We start from the raw sequence: 15354 nt of genomic DNA on the forward strand, positions 1-15354 counted from the left end.
GGTACGCACAGGAGGCGCAGCCGGACAGCGTCCGTCATCAGCCTGCGCATGGCCGCAGCGAAGGCGGAGGTACGCACAGGAGGCGCAGCCGGACAGCGTCCGTCATCAGCCCGCGCATGGCCGCAGCGAAGGCGGAGGTACGCACAGGAGGCGCAGCCGGACAACGTCCGTCATCCGCCTGCGCATGGCCGCAGCGAAGGCGGAGGTACGCGTGGGCGCGCCGCTCAGGGGCGGCGGCCGTGCCGGATCCGGAAGATCGTTCTGGCCAGGCGGAGATGGCGCGGGGACCGATCGAACGTGGACAGATTCACCGGCGCCTGATACCGCTTGCGGGTGATGGCCAGGGTCCGGCTGAACTCTCGTAGTCCCTGGTCGCCGTGGCTGTGGCCCTGGCCGTATTCGCCCACACCGCCGAAAGGCAGCGCGGGAATGCCCGCGTACGCGGTCGAGGAGTTGATGGTCACCACCCCGGCGCGCAGTTGCTCGGCGAACGCCTCGATCTCGTGCACGTCCCTGGTGAACACCGACACCGCGACGTCGGTGCCCACCGCGTTGATCCGCTCGGCGGCCTCGTCCATGCTCGCCACCTTGTTCACGATGAGTACCGGGCCGATGCCCTCGCCCGTGATGGCGATGCTCTCCTCCGGCACCTCGGCCAGCACGATCGGCTCGATGTAGGGATCGCGGATGGAGTCCAGCCCGCCGACGACCGCGCGGCCGCCGCGGGCCACCGCGTCGCGCACCTGCCTGCGCACCACGTCGATCTGGGACTCCATGATCATCGGGCCGTAGGACGCCTTCCGGTCCGCGCCCGGCCGCAGCTTGCGGGCCTGAGCCACGACCAACTCCAGGAAGCGGTCGTAGACGGATTGGGCGACGTAGGCCCGTTGGATGCCGGTGGCGTTCTGCCCGGCGTTGGCCATCGCGCCGAACACGGCGGCCTCGGCGGCGTCGTCGAGTTTCGCGTCGACGTGCACGACCATGCTGCCCTTGCCGCTGCGTTCCACGACGACCGGCGTCATGGTCTGCGCGCAGACCGAGATCACCTCACGCGCACCGGCTTCGGAGCCCGCGTAGGCGATCTTGTCGACTTTCGCGCGGCACAGCGCGGTGCCGGTGGCCTTGTCTCCCGTAACCACTTGCAGCACCGGCTGGTTCGGTGCGAGCCGGGACCAGCTGTCGGCCAGCCACACGCCGACGCCGGTGGTCAGCTCGTGCGGCTTGAACACCACCGCGTTGCCCGCCGCCATCGCGTAGGCGATCGAACCCATCGGGGTGAACACCGGGTTGTTCCACGGGCCGAGCACGCCGACGACGCCCAGCGGCAGATACCCGACGGAGGCCCGCTGATTGCGGGTGAGCCAGTTGGAACCGATGCGCCGCCGGTCCAGCGCGCGGCCCGCGTTGCGCGCGGCCCAGTCCAGGTTCTCTACCGCGAGCATCACCTCGATCGCGGCGTCGGCTACCGGCTTCCCGGTCTCCTCGCACAGCAGGGCGACCAATTCGCCCGAGCGCCGGGCGATCTCGCGTTTCCAGTCCAGCAGCCACCGCTTCCGGCTGCTGAATCCGAGTTCGGCCCACCATTTTTCGGCGGAGCGAGCGGCGCGCACGGCGCGATTCAGTTCGCCCGCGCTCATCATGGCGTAGTTGCCGACGACCTCGCCGGTGCGCGGGTCATAGGACGTGAGGACGTTCGTTCGGCCCGTTCCTCCCGGACGCGCCGCCAACCGTGACTGCGCGGACTCGGCCATGATCACCTCTCGCAGTGTCGAAACCGGCGTGCGGACCGCTCAGCGGGGCCACATCCGCGGACGAGTGAGTGTTTTCCCCCGCAAAGCAGACTATGGTCTCGCGCAGCGGGCCGACAAGGCTCGGCCGCGGCCTCGGCGTTCGGATCGGATCGCGCTCACCAGCGCCGATTCTTCGCACGGCGAACGGGCAGCGGAAAATGTGAGTAAGGACACAATGGGCGCACGCTGGTGCGGGTACCTCACGCGACGCGGCAGCCCGGGCGATCGGGCCGGTAACATCACGCCGAGCGCGACGGATCACCAATCCGAGCGTGCGCCTGCGCTCGGGCGACCTGGTCGCCGTACCGGCCGATAGTGGAGAGTTGATGCCGAGTTCCAACCAAGCGGATTCGCATGCGAGTGAGCCTGCGGTCCGGGTAACGGACGTTCGCAAGTCGTTCGGCGATGTGCACGCACTGCAGGGCGTCAGCTTCGTCGCCGAACGCGCTTCCGTCCTCGGCATCCTCGGGCCGAACGGCGCGGGCAAGACGACGATGGTGAAGGTCCTCTCCACGCTGCTGCGTGCCGACTCCGGCACCGCCGTCGTGGCCGGGTACGACGTGTCGAAGGACCCGGCGGGCGTGCGCCGCTCGATCATGATGACCGGCCAGTACGCGGCGCTGGACGAGAACCTCTCCGGCCGGGAGAACCTCGAGCTGTTCGGCAGACTGATGGGCCTGGGCAAGTCCACGGCCCGCAAGCGCGCCGACACCCTGCTCGAGGAATTCGATCTGGTGAGCGCGGGCCGCCGAGCCGTGCGCCACTACTCGGGCGGCATGCGCCGCCGCGTGGACATCGCCTGCGGGCTGGTGGTGCGTCCCGAGGTGGTGTTCCTGGACGAGCCGACCACGGGCCTGGACCCGCGCAGCAGGCAGGGCGTCTGGGACCTGGTGACCGCGCTGAAGACGCAGGGCATCACGGTGCTGCTGACCACGCAGTACCTGGAGGAAGCCGACGTGCTCAGCGACAACATCATCGTGATCGACAAGGGCACGGTGATCGCCGAGGGCACCGCCGACGAACTCAAGGAGAAGACCGGCGGCAGCTACTGCGAGGTCGTCCCGCTGGATCAGAAGAAACTGCGCACCGCCGCGTACGCCCTGGGCGATCTGGTGCCGCCCGCGGTGCTGGCCGACATCGACGGCGGCGACCGGCTGTCCATCCCGGCGCCGGAAGGCGCCGCCACGCTGACCGAGGCGCTGCGCAGGCTCGACAGCGCCGGTGTCGAGCTGGCCGACATCGCGCTGCGCCGCCCCTCGCTCGACGACGTGTTCCTGTCCATCACCGGCCACTCGGGCGGGCGAGCGTGACCGCTGCGACCGCCCCGGAGCACACCGAGGCCGAGGTGACGCTGTTCGCCGAGTTGCCCGCGGCGCGGCTGTCGTCGTTCGCGCAGTGGCGCGCGCTGACCGGCCGCATCGTCCGCACCATGGCGACCAAGGGCGAGCTGATCGTCGCCGCGGTCACGCCGCTGATCTTCACCCTCGGTTTCTATCTGCCGTTGCGCTACGTGATGAAGATCCAGGGCGTCGACTACGCCCAGTACGTCATGCCGATCATCGTGTTGCAGACCATGGCCTTCACCATGATGTCGAACGCGCAGCTGGCCGCGTTCGAGGCGATGACCGGCCTGAGTACCCGACTGCAGACCATGCCGATCGGCACGCTGGTGCCGTTCACCTCGCGCATCTGCGCCGGGCTGGTCCGGTCGGTGACCTCGCTCACCGCCGCGGTGCTGTTCGGGTACCTGATCGGTTTCCGTTTCGTCGCCGGCGTCGGGCAGGCCGTGCTGTTCTGCGCGTTCTCCCTCGCGGTCGGCACGGTGCTCGCGGTCGGCGCCGACGGGCTCGGCAGTCTGACCAAGAGCCCGGAGTCGCTGAGTCAGGCGCTGACGCTGCCGACGCTGATCTTCGGCATGCTCTCCTGCGGGTTCGTGCCGGAACGCAACTTCCCGGAGTGGATTCGCCCGTTCGTGCGCAATCAGCCGATCTCCCAGTTCTCCTTCGCGCTGCGCGACATGGCGGCCGACGGCGTGACCTGGCACGTGCTGTGGGTTCCGCTGGTGTGGTTGATCGGGCTGGCGGCGGTGTTCACCCCGTTGGCGATCTGGGCGAGTGTGAGGCGGTCATGAGTTCGGTGGAATCGACCGTGGAGCGCACCGCGCCGCAGACCGAGGTGTTCGAGGGACGCCCGGCCGAACCCCTGCCCGTCGTCCGGACGAGGCCGGAAGGCTCGCTGGTCACCTGGGTGGTGCAGAGCCTGATCCAGTGCAAGCGGCTGCTGCTGGTCTGGGCGCGTGATCCGGCGACGACCATCCAGACGCTGGTGTATCCCGCGCTCACCTTGGTGATGTTCTACATCGTGCTGAACAAGCCCGTCTCCGGGGCCACCGGCATGCCCGCCGTGTACGGCACGGTCCCGTTGTTGACGTTGGTCGCGGCGATGTCCGGCGCGGTGGTCAGCGCCCTCGGCTTCAAGACCGAGAAGATGACCGGACTGCTCGGCCGGTTCTGGACGATGCCGGTGCACCGTGCGGCCGGATTCACCGGGCGGCTGCTCGCCGAGGCGATCCGTGTCCTGGTGACCACGGTGTTCGTCGTCGCGGTCGGCCTGCTGCTCGGCTTCCGATTCGAGCAGGGACCGGTCGCGGCGCTGGCGTTGATCGGCATCCCGGTGCTGTTCGGGGTGGCGTTCGCCGTCCTGGTCACCGCGCTGGCCACCGTGTCCGAGGGCGTGATGCTGGTGAACATCGTCGGCATGATCAGCACCTTGCTGATGTTCTTCAACTCGGGTTTCGTTCCGGTTTTCGCCTACCCGATCTGGTTGCAGGACGTGGTGGCGCATCAGCCGATGAGTTGCGCGATCGATGCGATGCGCGGGTTGTCCTACGGCGGTGCGGTCGCCGACCCGCTGCTCGAGACGCTCGCCTGGACGCTCGGGATGATCGTCGTCTTCGCCTACCCGGCGATCAGGGGATACCGGCGGGCCGCGGAAACGGGGCCCTAGCCACCAGCCGTCGCCGTGCGCCGGGTTCCGATCATCGGACCCGGCGTTCGGCGTCTTCGCGCGGTTCGGCGAACCCGTAGTCCAGCCAGCGGTTCCGATGGGCCCAGCCGACCAGGTCGTAGCGCCAGCGGAACGGCCAGGTGTGCGCGACCGTGCCGAACAGCACCGCGCCCAGCGCCGTGTAGTCGTCGTGCGCGGACAGTAGGGCGCGCTGACCACGCGGGGTAGCGCTGAAGAACGCGTCGAACATGGCGATGGACTGCTCGGTGGTGAGTCTGCCGAGGCCGTAGAGGCCGCGCATCCGCATCCGATACACCAGCCGTGCGCGCGGCGGCCACAGCGCGGCGATGGGGTCGCGGCCTTCCCGCAGCGCGGTGATCGCGGTGTCGACCAGCGCGAGTGAGCCGGCGACGCTGTACCCGGTGCACGGGTGCATCATGCCGCCACGCGAGCCGAACGGAATCGCGCGCGCCTTGCCGGTGCGTGGCGGCGGCTGGTCGAGTGGATAGTGCGCCGCCTCGCTCGGTTCGTCGCCGGTGAGCCGGATGCCGTGCGCGGCGAGGCGCGCGAGTGTGCGCTTGCGCAGTTCGTGCTGCGGCATGCCGCCCTGGAGGCCGAGACTGGTCTCCTCGAAGATCACCGTGCCGTCGCCGAGCGGCACCGCGTAGAGGAACGACGGCGGCTCGTCCGGGCCCGCGCCGTTCTCCGGTCGCCAGTCCAGCAGCAGGCCCTCGCCTTCGGCGATCATCGGCGCGGCCGTCTCGGCGTCGACGAAGATGCCGTGCGCGCTCGCCCCGCGGCGGCGTCCCAGTGGGGGCAACCCACGGGTGTCGAACACCGCCGCCGCCCGGTGCGTCGTGCCGTCGGCGAGTTCGACCTCGTGCGCGTCCACCCGCGTGGCGCGGCCCGCGAGGACGGTGGCGTCATCGAGCGGTAGCGCCGCGCGCAGGCCCGGTTTGGACAGCACGCAGTAGGGACGGTCGATGCGATGCTCGGTCTTCGTCCACACTCTGGGCGCCGGGATGGTCGTCGCGACAGCCGTGGACGGCAGCCATTTCGGCAGCTCGTCCACCCAGCAGGCGAAGGTGGGCGGCCACAGCCGTTCGGGGCGGGGGTCGATCGCGGTCACCGACAGCCCCGCGATCATGGCGCGGTGCGCGAGCGCCCGTCCGGTGGGACCGAGCCCGACCACGCACACATCGACTTCCCGGTCCGCGCTGACACCCATAGGGGCATTCAATCCGGTGGGCCGACGGAAGCGCAACTATTCCACGCCTGCGCCCAAGGAATTCGGGTCTAGCTATTTCGGAATCGGATCGGTTCGAAACGGCGCGAATTCCGGTGCACGGGCATGCCCCCAGAATCGGTGGCCCAGCAACTTCAGTCGTGAATCGGCTCGGGACAGACCATAGCCTGAGCTCGGAACGCGAGGCGTTCCGGGATTCGGGATAGGGGAGTGATGAGAGGGAGCCACCTCCGCCGGTTGCTGCTGTCGGCGGTCGTCGCCGGCGCCGCGGCCGCATCGGCAATGGTTTCGGTGCAGGCTCAGGCCGCGCCCGCGGAGTCTTCTATTGTTTCCGTGCAGGAGCACAATGCGCGGAACCTGACATTGACGGTGCATTCCGCCGCCATGGATCTCGATATTCCGGTGGAAGTGCAGCGCGCCGCGGACACCAGCGTTCCCCGGCCGGTGCTGTATCTGCTGCTCGGCGCGGCCGGTGGCATCGACGGCTCCACCTGGGCCACGAAGACCGACGCGATGCAATTCCTCGCGGACAAGAACGTGCACGCGGTCACGCCGATCGGCGGCATGTTCAGCTACTACGCGGACTGGGAGAAGGACGACGCCAGGTTGGGGCGCCAGAAGTGGCGGACCTTCCTGAGCCGCGAACTGCCTCCACTGATCGACTCGTATCTCGGGACCAGCGGGCGCAATGCCCTCGCGGGGTTCTCGATGTCGGGGACCACGACGCTCGCACTCGCCGCCACCACGGGTGACCTGTACTCCGGCGTCGCCGCTTACAGCGGTTGCGCGCAGACCAGCGATCCGGTCGGCCGCGAGTTCGTCCGGCTGACCGTCGAGGAATGGGGTCTCGCGGAACTGGACAACATGTGGGGGCCCGCGGGCGACCCGCAATGGGTGGCCAATGATCCTTACGTCCAGGCGGAGGGATTGCGTGGAAAATCCATCTACATCGCCAGTGGAAATGGCATGCCCGGCGTCTACGACCGATACGGCGGGAAATATTCGCTGAACGGTCCGTGGGGTTTCGCGAATCAGCTCGTCGTCGGCGGTGTGATCGAAGCGGCAACCAATTACTGCTCGCACAACATGAAAGACCGGCTGGAGGGCCTCGGAATCCCCGCGCGATACAACTTCCGCCCGGAAGGCACCCATTCCTGGGGCTATTGGGAGGACGCGCTGAAGGATTCGTGGCCGACGCTGGCCGCTCCATTGGGAATCTGATCCGCGGGAATTCGAAATGACTGTTCGCACTCGGGCCGCGCGCGTCGTCGGCCGCATGATGGCCGCTGCCTGTGTGGCGGTGTGCCATGCGCCGACCGCGGCCGCCGTCCCGGAGACACCGGCGCTGGACGGCGCCAACGACTGGTCTTGCCTGACCACACCGGCGCGACCGGAGCCGGTGGTGCTCGTGCACGGCTCGGGCACCGATATCGGCCGCAGCTTCCCCCAGCTCGCGCCTGCCATCCGGGCCGAGGGGCATTGCGTGTTCGCCGCGAATCTCGGCGCCGCGCCGGGTGTCGTCGACGCGGTGAGCGGGCAGACCGGCTCCAGCTCCACCGGCATCGGGCCGATCGGCGCCGCACTGCTCGGGCGTGCCGTCTACGGCGTGGCCGATATCGATCGAATGGCGGGCGAGCTCGCCGAAGTCGTGCGGTCGGTGCGGGAGACGACGGGCGCGAGCCGGGTGGCGCTGGTCGGACACTCCACCGGCGGCACCGTGATCCGGCAGTATCTGCGCGCCCGCGGCGCGGAGGCGGTGTCCCAAGTGGTGACTCTCGGCACGCCGTATCGCGGCTCGACCTGGGCCGGGTTGCGCGGCAGCTATCCGGACCTGGCCGCGCTCGGCCTGGGCGACGCGCAGATCGCGGCCCAGGTCTTCGGGACTCCGGGCCAGCAGCAGGTGGTCGGGTCACCGCTGCTGAACCGGCTGAACGCGGGAGGCGAGACCGTGCCCGGTCTCCGGTATTCGGCCATCGCCTCCCGCGCCGACCAGGTGATCACGCCGCAGGACACCGCCCTGCTCGCCGCGCCCGACCCAGCCGACCGCAACGTGTGGCTGCAGGACGGATGTCCTGCCGACGCGGCCGATCACAGCGGCATGCTGGAAGACCCACGCGCCACCGCCGCCGTTCTCTCCGCGCTCGCCGGGGATCGGCGAACGTTGCCCTGCTGAACGCATCCTGGCCGGAGCGGATCACGAAGATGGAGAACCTCGGTGAGTCTCGGCATTACTTGTAGCGGGCTGCGCCGCGAATTCGCCGGAGTCGCGGTGATCGACGACGTGACCTTCCGCGCCCCCGCGGGCCGGGTCACCGCGGTCGTCGGGCCGAACGGCGCGGGCAAGACGACGCTGTTGTCGATGCTCGCCGGTCGGTTGCGGCCACACCGGGGGTGGCTCCGCGTTGAGGACGCGGATCCGAGCGCAGAGCCATGGGTGGTCCGCTCCCGGGTCGGCTGGGTCCCCGACGTATACGAGAGCAGCGAGACATGGTCGGTCGCGGAGGTCGTGCGGTTCTCCGCGAAGATCGCGGGCCACAGCGCGGACGCGGCCGATGAACTGGTCGATCGGGCAATACATCTCGCGCGTTTGGCGGACTCCGCTTGCACGCCCGTTCTCCGTCTGTCCCGGAGTGATAAGAAGTGGCTCGGCCTGGCCAGAGCGCTGGCCGCGGGTACGACGGCACTCGTACTGGACAACCCGATGGCCGACTTGGACCAGAACGGGCGTCGCTATCTGGCCGGAATGCTGCGGGCTCTCGCGCGCCAGGACATGACGATCGTCGTCTCGGCTTGTCTCGCAGACGATCTCGCCGGATGCGCGGAGAACATCCTGCACCTCGATCAGGGGCGACTCGTCGCGGGCGACGCAGCGGTCCCGGCCCCGGGCGAACCACGGACAGCTTTCGCGGGACCGGACGCGCGCGAATCGCGGAGGCCGGCTACTTCGGTGTGACCCAGGTGGTGATGTCCGCGTGCACCACTTCCAGGCCGTGCTTGTCGTAGATCGACACCGGCACCACCAGCTCGCGCCCCTCGGTGATGCTCGCGAAGTCGGGGATCTCGGCCAGCTTCGCGACGGCCCGCAGCCCGGTCTCGGCTTTCGCCAGATATCGCACGTTCATCGCCTTGGGGATCCATCGGTGCGTCGCGGGCACGGTCGCCTCGCTGAGCATGCCCATCGCGACCTCGGCCAGATTGCACGCCGCGATCGCGTGGAAGGTGCCGAGGTGGTTGTGGATACCGAACCACTTCGGCGACGTGACCTCGCACAACCCCGGTTCGAGCCGGACCACGTTCGGCAATACGGTGCCGAAGTAGGGCACCCGCGCCACCATCCCGAGCGAGAACAGGGCATGCCCCAGCCGGTTGTCCGGCAGCTTTTTCCAGCCGCGATAGGTCACGGTCTCTTTTGCCATGGGCGTATCTTACTCAATAGTAAGTTCGTGGCCAGCCCCACCGATTTGAAGTGACTCGCGGGGGTCGTGCATACTGTTCGGGTTGCCCTGCACCGGGCCGTGTCTGTTTCCAGGTGAAACAGCTGGTCGGGCGGGGCGAGCAGTACCCCATCGAGTACCTCGCCGGGTTTCTGGCGTGGGTACGTCCGGGACAGTGTTCCAGGCCTGAGATGCATTGCGATCCGAGGCCGAGGAATGAGCGGACGGGCGACACGCCCGACCGCGTGTACCGGAGAACCATGACAGATGAACAGCGGCGAGGATCGGGCGTGCCCGGTCAGGGTCTCCACTGAGACGTCTTCGTGTGTTCGGGCTGTGCAAATGAGGGTGGTCCAGAGGACTGGTATAGCCGGGCTTCCGGACCACGAGGAAAGCGGAGAAAAGGACACTTAGCGTGGCGGGACAAAAGATCCGCATCAGGCTCAAGGCCTATGACCACGAGGCGATCGACGCATCGGCGCGCAAGATCGTGGAGACGGTGACCCGCACCGGGGCACGCGTCGTCGGCCCGGTGCCGTTGCCGACCGAGAAGAACGTGTACTGCGTCATCCGTTCGCCGCACAAGTACAAGGACTCGCGCGAGCACTTCGAGATGCGCACGCACAAGCGCCTTATCGACATCCTCGACCCGACGCCGAAGACGGTGGACGCGCTCATGCGCATCGACCTGCCGGCCAGCGTCGACGTCAACATTCAGTGACGGGGACTCGAGACATGACTGACAACAAGAACAGGCCGGCCGCCGGCATCCTGGGCACCAAGCTCGGCATGACCCAGGTCTTCGACGACAACAACCGCGTCGTTCCCGTGACCGTCATCAAGGCCGGGCCGAACGTCGTCACCCAGATCCGCACCGTGGAGCGCGACGGCTACAGCGCCGTTCAGGTCGCCTTCGGCGCCATCGATCCGCGCAAGGTGACCAAGCCGGTCTCCGGCCAGTTCACCAAGGCCGGTGTCACGCCGCGCCGCCACGTCGCCGAGATCCGCGTCGCGGACGCCTCCACCTTCGAGGTCGGCCAGGAGATCAGCGCCGAGGTGTTCGAAGAGGGCAGCTACGTCGACGTCACCGGCACCAGCAAGGGCAAGGGCTTCGCGGGCACCATGAAGCGCCACGGCTTCCGTGGCCAGGGCGCCTCGCACGGTGCGCAGGCCGTGCACCGCCGTCCGGGTTCGATCGGTGGCTGCGCCACCCCCGGCCGCGTGTTCAAGGGCATGCGCATGTCGGGCCGGATGGGTAACGACCGCGTCACCACGCAGAACCTGTCGGTGCACAAGGTCGACGCCGAGAACGGCCTGCTGCTGATCAAGGGAGCGATCCCGGGTCGCAAGGGCGGCGTCGTGATCGTCAAGAGCGCCGTGAAGGGTGGTGCGCACGCATGACGAGCCTCGAGAAGAAGGCCAACCTGACGTTGCCGGTCAAGGAGATCGGCGGCAAGACCAACGGCACCGTCGACCTCCCCGCGGAGATCTTCGACGTGACCGCCAACATCGCGCTGATGCACCAGGTCGTCGTGGCCCAGCAGGCCGCGGCCCGCCAGGGCACGCACGCGACCAAGACCCGTGGCCAGGTCTCCGGCGGCGGCAAGAAGCCGTACCGGCAGAAGGGCACCGGTCGCGCCCGCCAGGGTTCGACCCGCGCGCCGCAGTTCACCGGCGGTGGCACCGTGCACGGCCCGCAGCCGCGCGACTACACCCAGCGCCTGCCCAAGAAGATGAAGGTCGCCGCCCTGCGTGGCGCCCTGTCCGACCGGGCGCGCAACGAGCGCATCCACGTGATCACCGAACTGGTGGCGGGCCAGACCCCGTCCACCAAGACCGCCAAGAGCTTCCTGGCCGAGCTGTCGGACCGCAAGAAGCTCCTGGTCGTGGTCGGCCGCGAGGACGTCGCCGCGTGGAAGAGCGTGGCGAACCTGCAGAACGTGCACCCGATCGCCCCGGACCAGCTCAACACCTACGACGTGCTCAACAGCGACGACGTGGTGTTCAGCGTCGAGGCGCTCAACGCGTTCGTGCACGGCCCGGCCGAGGCTGCACAGGAGGAGAGCAAGTGACCACCATCGCCGACCCCCGCGACATTCTGCTGGCGCCGGTCATCTCCGAGAAGTCCTACGGACTGATCGAGGAAGGCACCTACACCTTCCTGGTGCACCCGGACTCGAACAAGACGCAGATCAAGATCGCCGTGGAGAAGGTCTTCGGTGTGAAGGTGACCAGCGTCAACACCGCCAACCGTCAGGGCAAGCGCAAGCGGACCCGCTTCGGTTACGGCAAGCGCAAGAACACCAAGCGCGCGCTCGTGACCATCTCGGCCGACAGCAAGCCCATCGAGATCTTCGGAGGCCCGGTCGCGTAAGCGCTCGGGAATCCAGAAAGCAGAGAAGAACTCATGGCAATCCGTAAGTACAAGCCGACTACGCCGGGCCGCCGCGGCTCCAGCGTCTCGGACTTCGCCGAGATCACCCGGTCGACCCCGGAGAAGTCGCTGCTGCGCCCGCTGACCAAGTCCGGCGGCCGCAACGCCCACGGCCGGATCACCACCCGGCACCGCGGTGGCGGGCACAAGCGCGCCTACCGTCTGATCGACTTCCGTCGTCTGGACAAGGACGGGATCCCGGCCAAGGTCGCGCACATCGAGTACGACCCGAACCGCACCGCGAACATCGCGCTGCTGCACTTCGTGGACGGCGAGAAGCGCTACATCATCGCCCCCAAGGGCGTGACGCAGGGCACCCGCATCGAGTCCGGCCCGACGGCCGACATCAAGCCGGGCAACAACCTGCCGCTGCGCAACATCCCGACCGGTACCACCATCCACGCGGTGGAGCTGCGTCCGGGCGGCGGCGCCAAGCTGGCCCGCTCGGCAGGCATGAGCATCCAGCTGCTGGGTAAGGAAGGCCCCTACGCCACGCTGCGTATGCCCTCCGGTGAGATCCGTCGCGTCGACGTGCGCTGCCGCGCCACCGTCGGCGAGGTCGGCAACGCCGAGCAGTCGAACATCAACTGGGGCAAGGCAGGCCGCATGCGCTGGAAGGGCCGCCGCCCCACGGTCCGTGGTGTCGTCATGAACCCGGTCGACCACCCGCATGGTGGTGGTGAGGGCAAGACCTCCGGTGGTCGCCACCCGGTCTCGCCCTGGGGTCAGCCGGAAGGCCGCACCCGCAAGCCCAACCGTCCGAGCGACAAGCTCATCGTCCGCCGTCGCAAGACCGGCAAGAAGCGCTGAAGGAGGAGGTAAGAAATGCCACGCAGCCTCAAGAAAGGCCCGTTCGTCGACGACCACCTCCTCGCGAAGGTGGACGTGCAGAACGAGAAGGGCACCAAGCAGGTCATCAAGACCTGGTCGCGTCGTTCGACCATCATCCCCGATTTCATCGGTCACACGTTCGCGGTGCACGACGGCCGCAAGCACGTGCCGGTGTTCATCTCGGACAACATGGTCGGGCACAAGCTCGGTGAGTTCGCGCCGACCAGGACGTTCAAGAGCCACGTCAAGGAAGACCGGAAGAGCAAGCGGCGATGACGACGACTGAGACTCAGAACCCGACTGCGCGCGCGACCGCCAAGCACGTTCGCGTGACCCCGATGAAGGCACGCCGTGTCGTGGACCTGGTCCGCGGCAAGCGCGTCGAGGACGCCCTCGCCCTGCTGAAGTTCGCGCCCCAGGCCGCGAGCGAGCCGGTCGCCAAGGTCGTCGCGAGCGCCGCGGCCAACGCCGAGAACAACCTCGGCCTGAACCCGGCCACGCTGGTCATCTCGACGGCCTATGTCGACGAGGGTGCCACCCTGAAGCGGTTCCAGCCGCGTGCCCAGGGCCGTGCGTTCCGCATCCGCAAGCGCACCAGCCACATCACCATCGAGGTCGAGAGCATCCCCACCGCCGGTGGAGCCACTCGTAACCGCCGGAAGGGAGGGGCAAAGTAAATGGGACAGAAGATCAACCCCCACGGCTTCCGCCTCGGTATCACCACCGACTGGAAGTCACGTTGGTACGCGGACAAGCAGTACGCGGACTACGTGAAGGAAGACGTCGCGATCCGCAAGCTGCTGGCCACCGGCATGGAGCGGGCGGGCATCTCCAAGGTCGAGATCGAGCGCACCCGTGACCGCGTGCGCGTGGACATCCACACCGCGCGTCCGGGCATCGTGATCGGCCGCCGCGGTGCCGAGGCCGACCGCATCCGCGCCGAGCTGGAGAAGCTGACCGGCAAGCAGGTGCAGCTGAACATCCTCGAGGTGAAGAACCCCGAGTCGGATGCGCAGCTGGTCGCTCAGGCCGTCGCCGAGCAGCTGTCCAACCGTGTGGCGTTCCGTCGCGCGATGCGCAAGGCCATCCAGTCGGCCATGCGTTCGCCGAACGTCAAGGGCATCCGTGTGCAGTGCTCGGGCCGCCTCGGCGGCGCCGAAATGTCGCGCTCGGAGTTCTACCGCGAGGGTCGGGTGCCGCTGCACACGCTGCGCGCCGACGTCGACTACGGCCTCTATGAGGCCAGGACCACCTTCGGTCGCATCGGCGTGAAGGTCTGGATCTACAAGGGCGACATCGTCGGTGGCAAGCGTGAGCTGGCCGCCGCTGCCGCCGCGCCCGAGCGTCCGCGCCGGGAGCGGCCGAGCCGCCCGCGTCGGTCCGGTTCCACCGGCACCACCGCGACCAGCACCGAGGCCGGGCGCGCCGCCACCGCGGTGGCCGACGCCCCGGCAGAGACACAGGAGGGCTGACGCATGCTGATGCCTCGCAAGGTGAAGCACCGCAAGCAGCACCACCCGGGCCGTTCCGGTATGGCCAAGGGCGGTACCTCGGTGGCGTTCGGCGAGTTCGGCATCCAGGCGCTGGAGCCGGCGTACGTCACCAACCGGCAGATCGAGTCGGCGCGTATCGCGATGACTCGCCATATCCGCCGTGGCGGCAAGATCTGGATCAACATCTACCCGGATCGCCCGCTGACCAAGAAGCCCGCCGAGACCCGCATGGGTTCCGGTAAGGGTTCGCCGGAGTGGTGGGTCGCGAACGTCAAGCCCGGTCGCGTGATGTTCGAGATGAGCTACCCGAACGAGGAGACCGCTCGTGAGGCCCTGCGCCGCGCGATGCACAAGCTCCCGATGAAGTGCAGGATCGTGACCAGGGAGGAGCAGTTCTGATGGCTACCGGAACACCGGCCGCAGAGCTCCGCGAGCTCACCGAAGAGGAGTTGGTGGCCAAGCTGCGCGACTCCAAGGAAGAGCTGTTCAACCTGCGCTTCCAGATGGCGACGGGTCAGCTGGACAACAACCGTCGTCTGCGCGTCGTCCGTCACGAGATCGCGCGCATCTACACGGTCATGCGTGAGCGCGAGCTCGGTCTGGCCACCGGACCCGCTGGCAAGGGAGATGCCGCATGAGCGACAAAGCAGAAGGGCAGCGCGGCACCCGCAAGGTGCGGGTCGGCTACGTTGTCTCGGACAAGATGAACAAGACGATCGTCGTGGAGCTGGAAGACCGCAACCGGCACCCGCTCTACGGCAAGATCATTCGCACCACCTCGAAGGTGAAGGCGCACGACGAGAACGAGGTCGCAGGCATCGGCGACCGCGTTCAGCTGATGGAGACCCGTCCGCTGTCGGCCACCAAGCGCTGGCGTCTGGTCGAGGTCCTGGAGAAGGCCAAGTAGGCCTCTCCGGCACGGCGTGAAACCCGAAGGCCCGCTTCCTGTTCTCGGAGGCGGGCCTTCGCCGTATCCGGGCGCGTCCGAGGAATTCCCTTGCCGTCCATCCTGCATGGGTACTGTCGTGTTGCGGGTGGCGATCGAGCAAACCGGCGGACTCCTGGCCTGACCGGAACTGCGATAGGTCGCGCCGACGGCGGATGCGGAGGATGAGCGGTG

The 15354-nt window shown here is 68.2% G+C and carries 20 protein-coding genes; 17 read left to right on the top strand and 3 right to left on the bottom strand.

The features are described from left to right. Positions 1–224 precede the first annotated feature (224 nt). On the bottom strand, positions 225–1751 hold the full coding sequence (locus tag ACWEO7_RS29165) for an aldehyde dehydrogenase family protein (RefSeq protein ID WP_452427975.1): 1527 nt from the start codon (positions 1749–1751) through the stop codon (positions 225–227). A gap of 365 nt (positions 1752–2116) precedes the next feature. Here ACWEO7_RS29165 and ACWEO7_RS29170 point away from each other — a divergent pair, with 365 nt between their 5' ends. From ACWEO7_RS29170 to ACWEO7_RS29180, 3 genes are read left to right on the top strand one after another with little or no spacing between them, the layout of a single operon-like run. After that, the gene (locus ACWEO7_RS29170) at positions 2117–3100 is read left to right on the top strand and encodes an ATP-binding cassette domain-containing protein (RefSeq protein ID WP_355076010.1); all 984 of its coding nucleotides are present in this window, start codon (positions 2117–2119) and stop codon (positions 3098–3100) included. A gap of 35 nt (positions 3101–3135) precedes the next feature. After that, complete coding sequence (locus tag ACWEO7_RS29175) at positions 3136–3921, top strand: ABC transporter permease (protein WP_355076316.1); 786 nt, start codon at positions 3136–3138, stop codon at positions 3919–3921. After that, positions 3918–4796, top strand: coding sequence for an ABC transporter permease (locus ACWEO7_RS29180; RefSeq protein WP_452427940.1), 879 nt, complete (start codon positions 3918–3920; stop codon positions 4794–4796). The genes ACWEO7_RS29175 and ACWEO7_RS29180 overlap by 4 nt, the downstream gene beginning before the upstream one ends. A gap of 31 nt (positions 4797–4827) precedes the next feature. Here ACWEO7_RS29180 and ACWEO7_RS29185 read toward each other — a convergent pair whose 3' ends face one another. Beyond that, a complete protein-coding gene (locus tag ACWEO7_RS29185) occupies positions 4828–6024 on the bottom strand; it encodes a lycopene cyclase family protein (RefSeq protein WP_452427942.1) in 1197 nt (398 codons plus the stop codon). A 231-nt stretch (positions 6025–6255) separates the two neighbouring features. On the opposite strand from ACWEO7_RS29185, the gene ACWEO7_RS29190 reads away from it, so the two are divergent. Genes ACWEO7_RS29190 through ACWEO7_RS29200 form a run of 3 tightly spaced genes read left to right on the top strand, consistent with a single transcriptional unit; the run spans position 6256 to position 8995 of the window. Further along, positions 6256–7263: an alpha/beta hydrolase gene (locus ACWEO7_RS29190; protein WP_452427944.1), complete on the top strand. Its 1008-nt coding sequence runs from the start codon at positions 6256–6258 to the stop codon at positions 7261–7263. 16 nt (positions 7264–7279) lie between these two features. After that, the gene (locus ACWEO7_RS29195) at positions 7280–8215 is read left to right on the top strand and encodes an esterase/lipase family protein (protein WP_452427945.1); all 936 of its coding nucleotides are present in this window, start codon (positions 7280–7282) and stop codon (positions 8213–8215) included. A gap of 42 nt (positions 8216–8257) precedes the next feature. Further along, positions 8258–8995: an ATP-binding cassette domain-containing protein gene (locus tag ACWEO7_RS29200; protein ID WP_452427947.1), complete on the top strand. Its 738-nt coding sequence runs from the start codon at positions 8258–8260 to the stop codon at positions 8993–8995. Here ACWEO7_RS29200 and ACWEO7_RS29205 read toward each other — a convergent pair. Next, entirely contained in the window at positions 8982–9458 is a 477-nt protein-coding gene (locus ACWEO7_RS29205) for a hotdog fold domain-containing protein (RefSeq protein WP_355076022.1), read from the bottom strand. The genes ACWEO7_RS29200 and ACWEO7_RS29205 overlap by 14 nt on opposite strands. A gap of 433 nt (positions 9459–9891) precedes the next feature. Here ACWEO7_RS29205 and rpsJ point away from each other — a divergent pair, with 433 nt between their 5' ends. The 11 genes from rpsJ to rpsQ are packed head-to-tail and all read left to right on the top strand — an operon-like array spanning position 9892 to position 15141. Then, positions 9892–10197, top strand: coding sequence for a 30S ribosomal protein S10 (gene rpsJ / locus ACWEO7_RS29210; protein ID WP_003938093.1), 306 nt, complete (start codon positions 9892–9894; stop codon positions 10195–10197). Between the two features lie 14 nt (positions 10198–10211). Then, positions 10212–10877 carry a 50S ribosomal protein L3 gene (gene rplC, locus ACWEO7_RS29215; RefSeq protein ID WP_355076024.1) on the top strand — a complete coding sequence of 222 codons (666 nt, stop codon included), beginning with the start codon at positions 10212–10214 and terminating at the stop codon, positions 10875–10877. Next, the gene (gene rplD / locus ACWEO7_RS29220; RefSeq protein WP_039795438.1) at positions 10874–11548 is read left to right on the top strand and encodes a 50S ribosomal protein L4; all 675 of its coding nucleotides are present in this window, start codon (positions 10874–10876) and stop codon (positions 11546–11548) included. Before rplC ends, rplD begins: the two co-directional genes overlap by 4 nt. Further along, positions 11545–11850 carry a 50S ribosomal protein L23 gene (gene rplW, locus ACWEO7_RS29225; protein WP_011207266.1) on the top strand — a complete coding sequence of 102 codons (306 nt, stop codon included), beginning with the start codon at positions 11545–11547 and terminating at the stop codon, positions 11848–11850. Before rplD ends, rplW begins: the two co-directional genes overlap by 4 nt. 33 nt (positions 11851–11883) lie before the next feature. Further along, the gene (gene rplB / locus ACWEO7_RS29230) at positions 11884–12720 is read left to right on the top strand and encodes a 50S ribosomal protein L2 (RefSeq protein WP_039795441.1); all 837 of its coding nucleotides are present in this window, start codon (positions 11884–11886) and stop codon (positions 12718–12720) included. Between the two features lie 15 nt (positions 12721–12735). After that, the gene (rpsS, locus tag ACWEO7_RS29235) at positions 12736–13017 is read left to right on the top strand and encodes a 30S ribosomal protein S19 (RefSeq protein WP_014981659.1); all 282 of its coding nucleotides are present in this window, start codon (positions 12736–12738) and stop codon (positions 13015–13017) included. Beyond that, positions 13014–13418, top strand: coding sequence for a 50S ribosomal protein L22 (gene rplV, locus ACWEO7_RS29240; RefSeq protein ID WP_039795443.1), 405 nt, complete (start codon positions 13014–13016; stop codon positions 13416–13418). The genes rpsS and rplV overlap by 4 nt, the downstream gene beginning before the upstream one ends. Beyond that, positions 13419–14213: a 30S ribosomal protein S3 gene (gene rpsC / locus ACWEO7_RS29245; protein WP_039795445.1), complete on the top strand. Its 795-nt coding sequence runs from the start codon at positions 13419–13421 to the stop codon at positions 14211–14213. It begins immediately after the preceding gene. Between the two features lie 3 nt (positions 14214–14216). Continuing rightward, complete coding sequence (gene rplP, locus ACWEO7_RS29250) at positions 14217–14633, top strand: 50S ribosomal protein L16 (protein WP_040864842.1); 417 nt, start codon at positions 14217–14219, stop codon at positions 14631–14633. Continuing rightward, entirely contained in the window at positions 14633–14872 is a 240-nt protein-coding gene (gene rpmC, locus ACWEO7_RS29255) for a 50S ribosomal protein L29 (RefSeq protein ID WP_040864843.1), read from the top strand. Before rplP ends, rpmC begins: the two co-directional genes overlap by 1 nt. Beyond that, entirely contained in the window at positions 14869–15141 is a 273-nt protein-coding gene (gene rpsQ / locus ACWEO7_RS29260) for a 30S ribosomal protein S17 (protein ID WP_355076029.1), read from the top strand. The genes rpmC and rpsQ overlap by 4 nt, the downstream gene beginning before the upstream one ends. The last annotated feature ends 213 nt before the right edge of the window (positions 15142–15354 follow it).

The sequence above is a fragment of the Nocardia sp. NPDC004260 genome, assembly GCF_053603155.1.

Coding starts and splice junctions, on each gene's coding strand:
- ACWEO7_RS29190 (WP_452427944.1), top strand. CDS start 6,256: ATGAGAGGGAGCCACCTCCGCCGGTTGCTGCTGTCGGCGGTCGTCGCC.
- ACWEO7_RS29195 (WP_452427945.1), top strand. CDS start 7,280: ATGACTGTTCGCACTCGGGCCGCGCGCGTCGTCGGCCGCATGATGGCC.
- rpsS (WP_014981659.1), top strand. CDS start 12,736: ATGCCACGCAGCCTCAAGAAAGGCCCGTTCGTCGACGACCACCTCCTC.
- rpsQ (WP_355076029.1), top strand. CDS start 14,869: ATGAGCGACAAAGCAGAAGGGCAGCGCGGCACCCGCAAGGTGCGGGTC.
- rplC (WP_355076024.1), top strand. CDS start 10,212: ATGACTGACAACAAGAACAGGCCGGCCGCCGGCATCCTGGGCACCAAG.
- ACWEO7_RS29170 (WP_355076010.1), top strand. CDS start 2,117: ATGCCGAGTTCCAACCAAGCGGATTCGCATGCGAGTGAGCCTGCGGTC.
- rpmC (WP_040864843.1), top strand. CDS start 14,633: ATGGCTACCGGAACACCGGCCGCAGAGCTCCGCGAGCTCACCGAAGAG.
- rplD (WP_039795438.1), top strand. CDS start 10,874: ATGACGAGCCTCGAGAAGAAGGCCAACCTGACGTTGCCGGTCAAGGAG.
- ACWEO7_RS29185 (WP_452427942.1), bottom strand. CDS start 6,024: ATGGGTGTCAGCGCGGACCGGGAAGTCGATGTGTGCGTGGTCGGGCTC.
- ACWEO7_RS29180 (WP_452427940.1), top strand. CDS start 3,918: ATGAGTTCGGTGGAATCGACCGTGGAGCGCACCGCGCCGCAGACCGAG.
- rpsC (WP_039795445.1), top strand. CDS start 13,419: ATGGGACAGAAGATCAACCCCCACGGCTTCCGCCTCGGTATCACCACC.
- rplB (WP_039795441.1), top strand. CDS start 11,884: ATGGCAATCCGTAAGTACAAGCCGACTACGCCGGGCCGCCGCGGCTCC.
- rplV (WP_039795443.1), top strand. CDS start 13,014: ATGACGACGACTGAGACTCAGAACCCGACTGCGCGCGCGACCGCCAAG.
- ACWEO7_RS29165 (WP_452427975.1), bottom strand. CDS start 1,751: ATGGCCGAGTCCGCGCAGTCACGGTTGGCGGCGCGTCCGGGAGGAACG.
- ACWEO7_RS29205 (WP_355076022.1), bottom strand. CDS start 9,458: ATGGCAAAAGAGACCGTGACCTATCGCGGCTGGAAAAAGCTGCCGGAC.
- rplP (WP_040864842.1), top strand. CDS start 14,217: ATGCTGATGCCTCGCAAGGTGAAGCACCGCAAGCAGCACCACCCGGGC.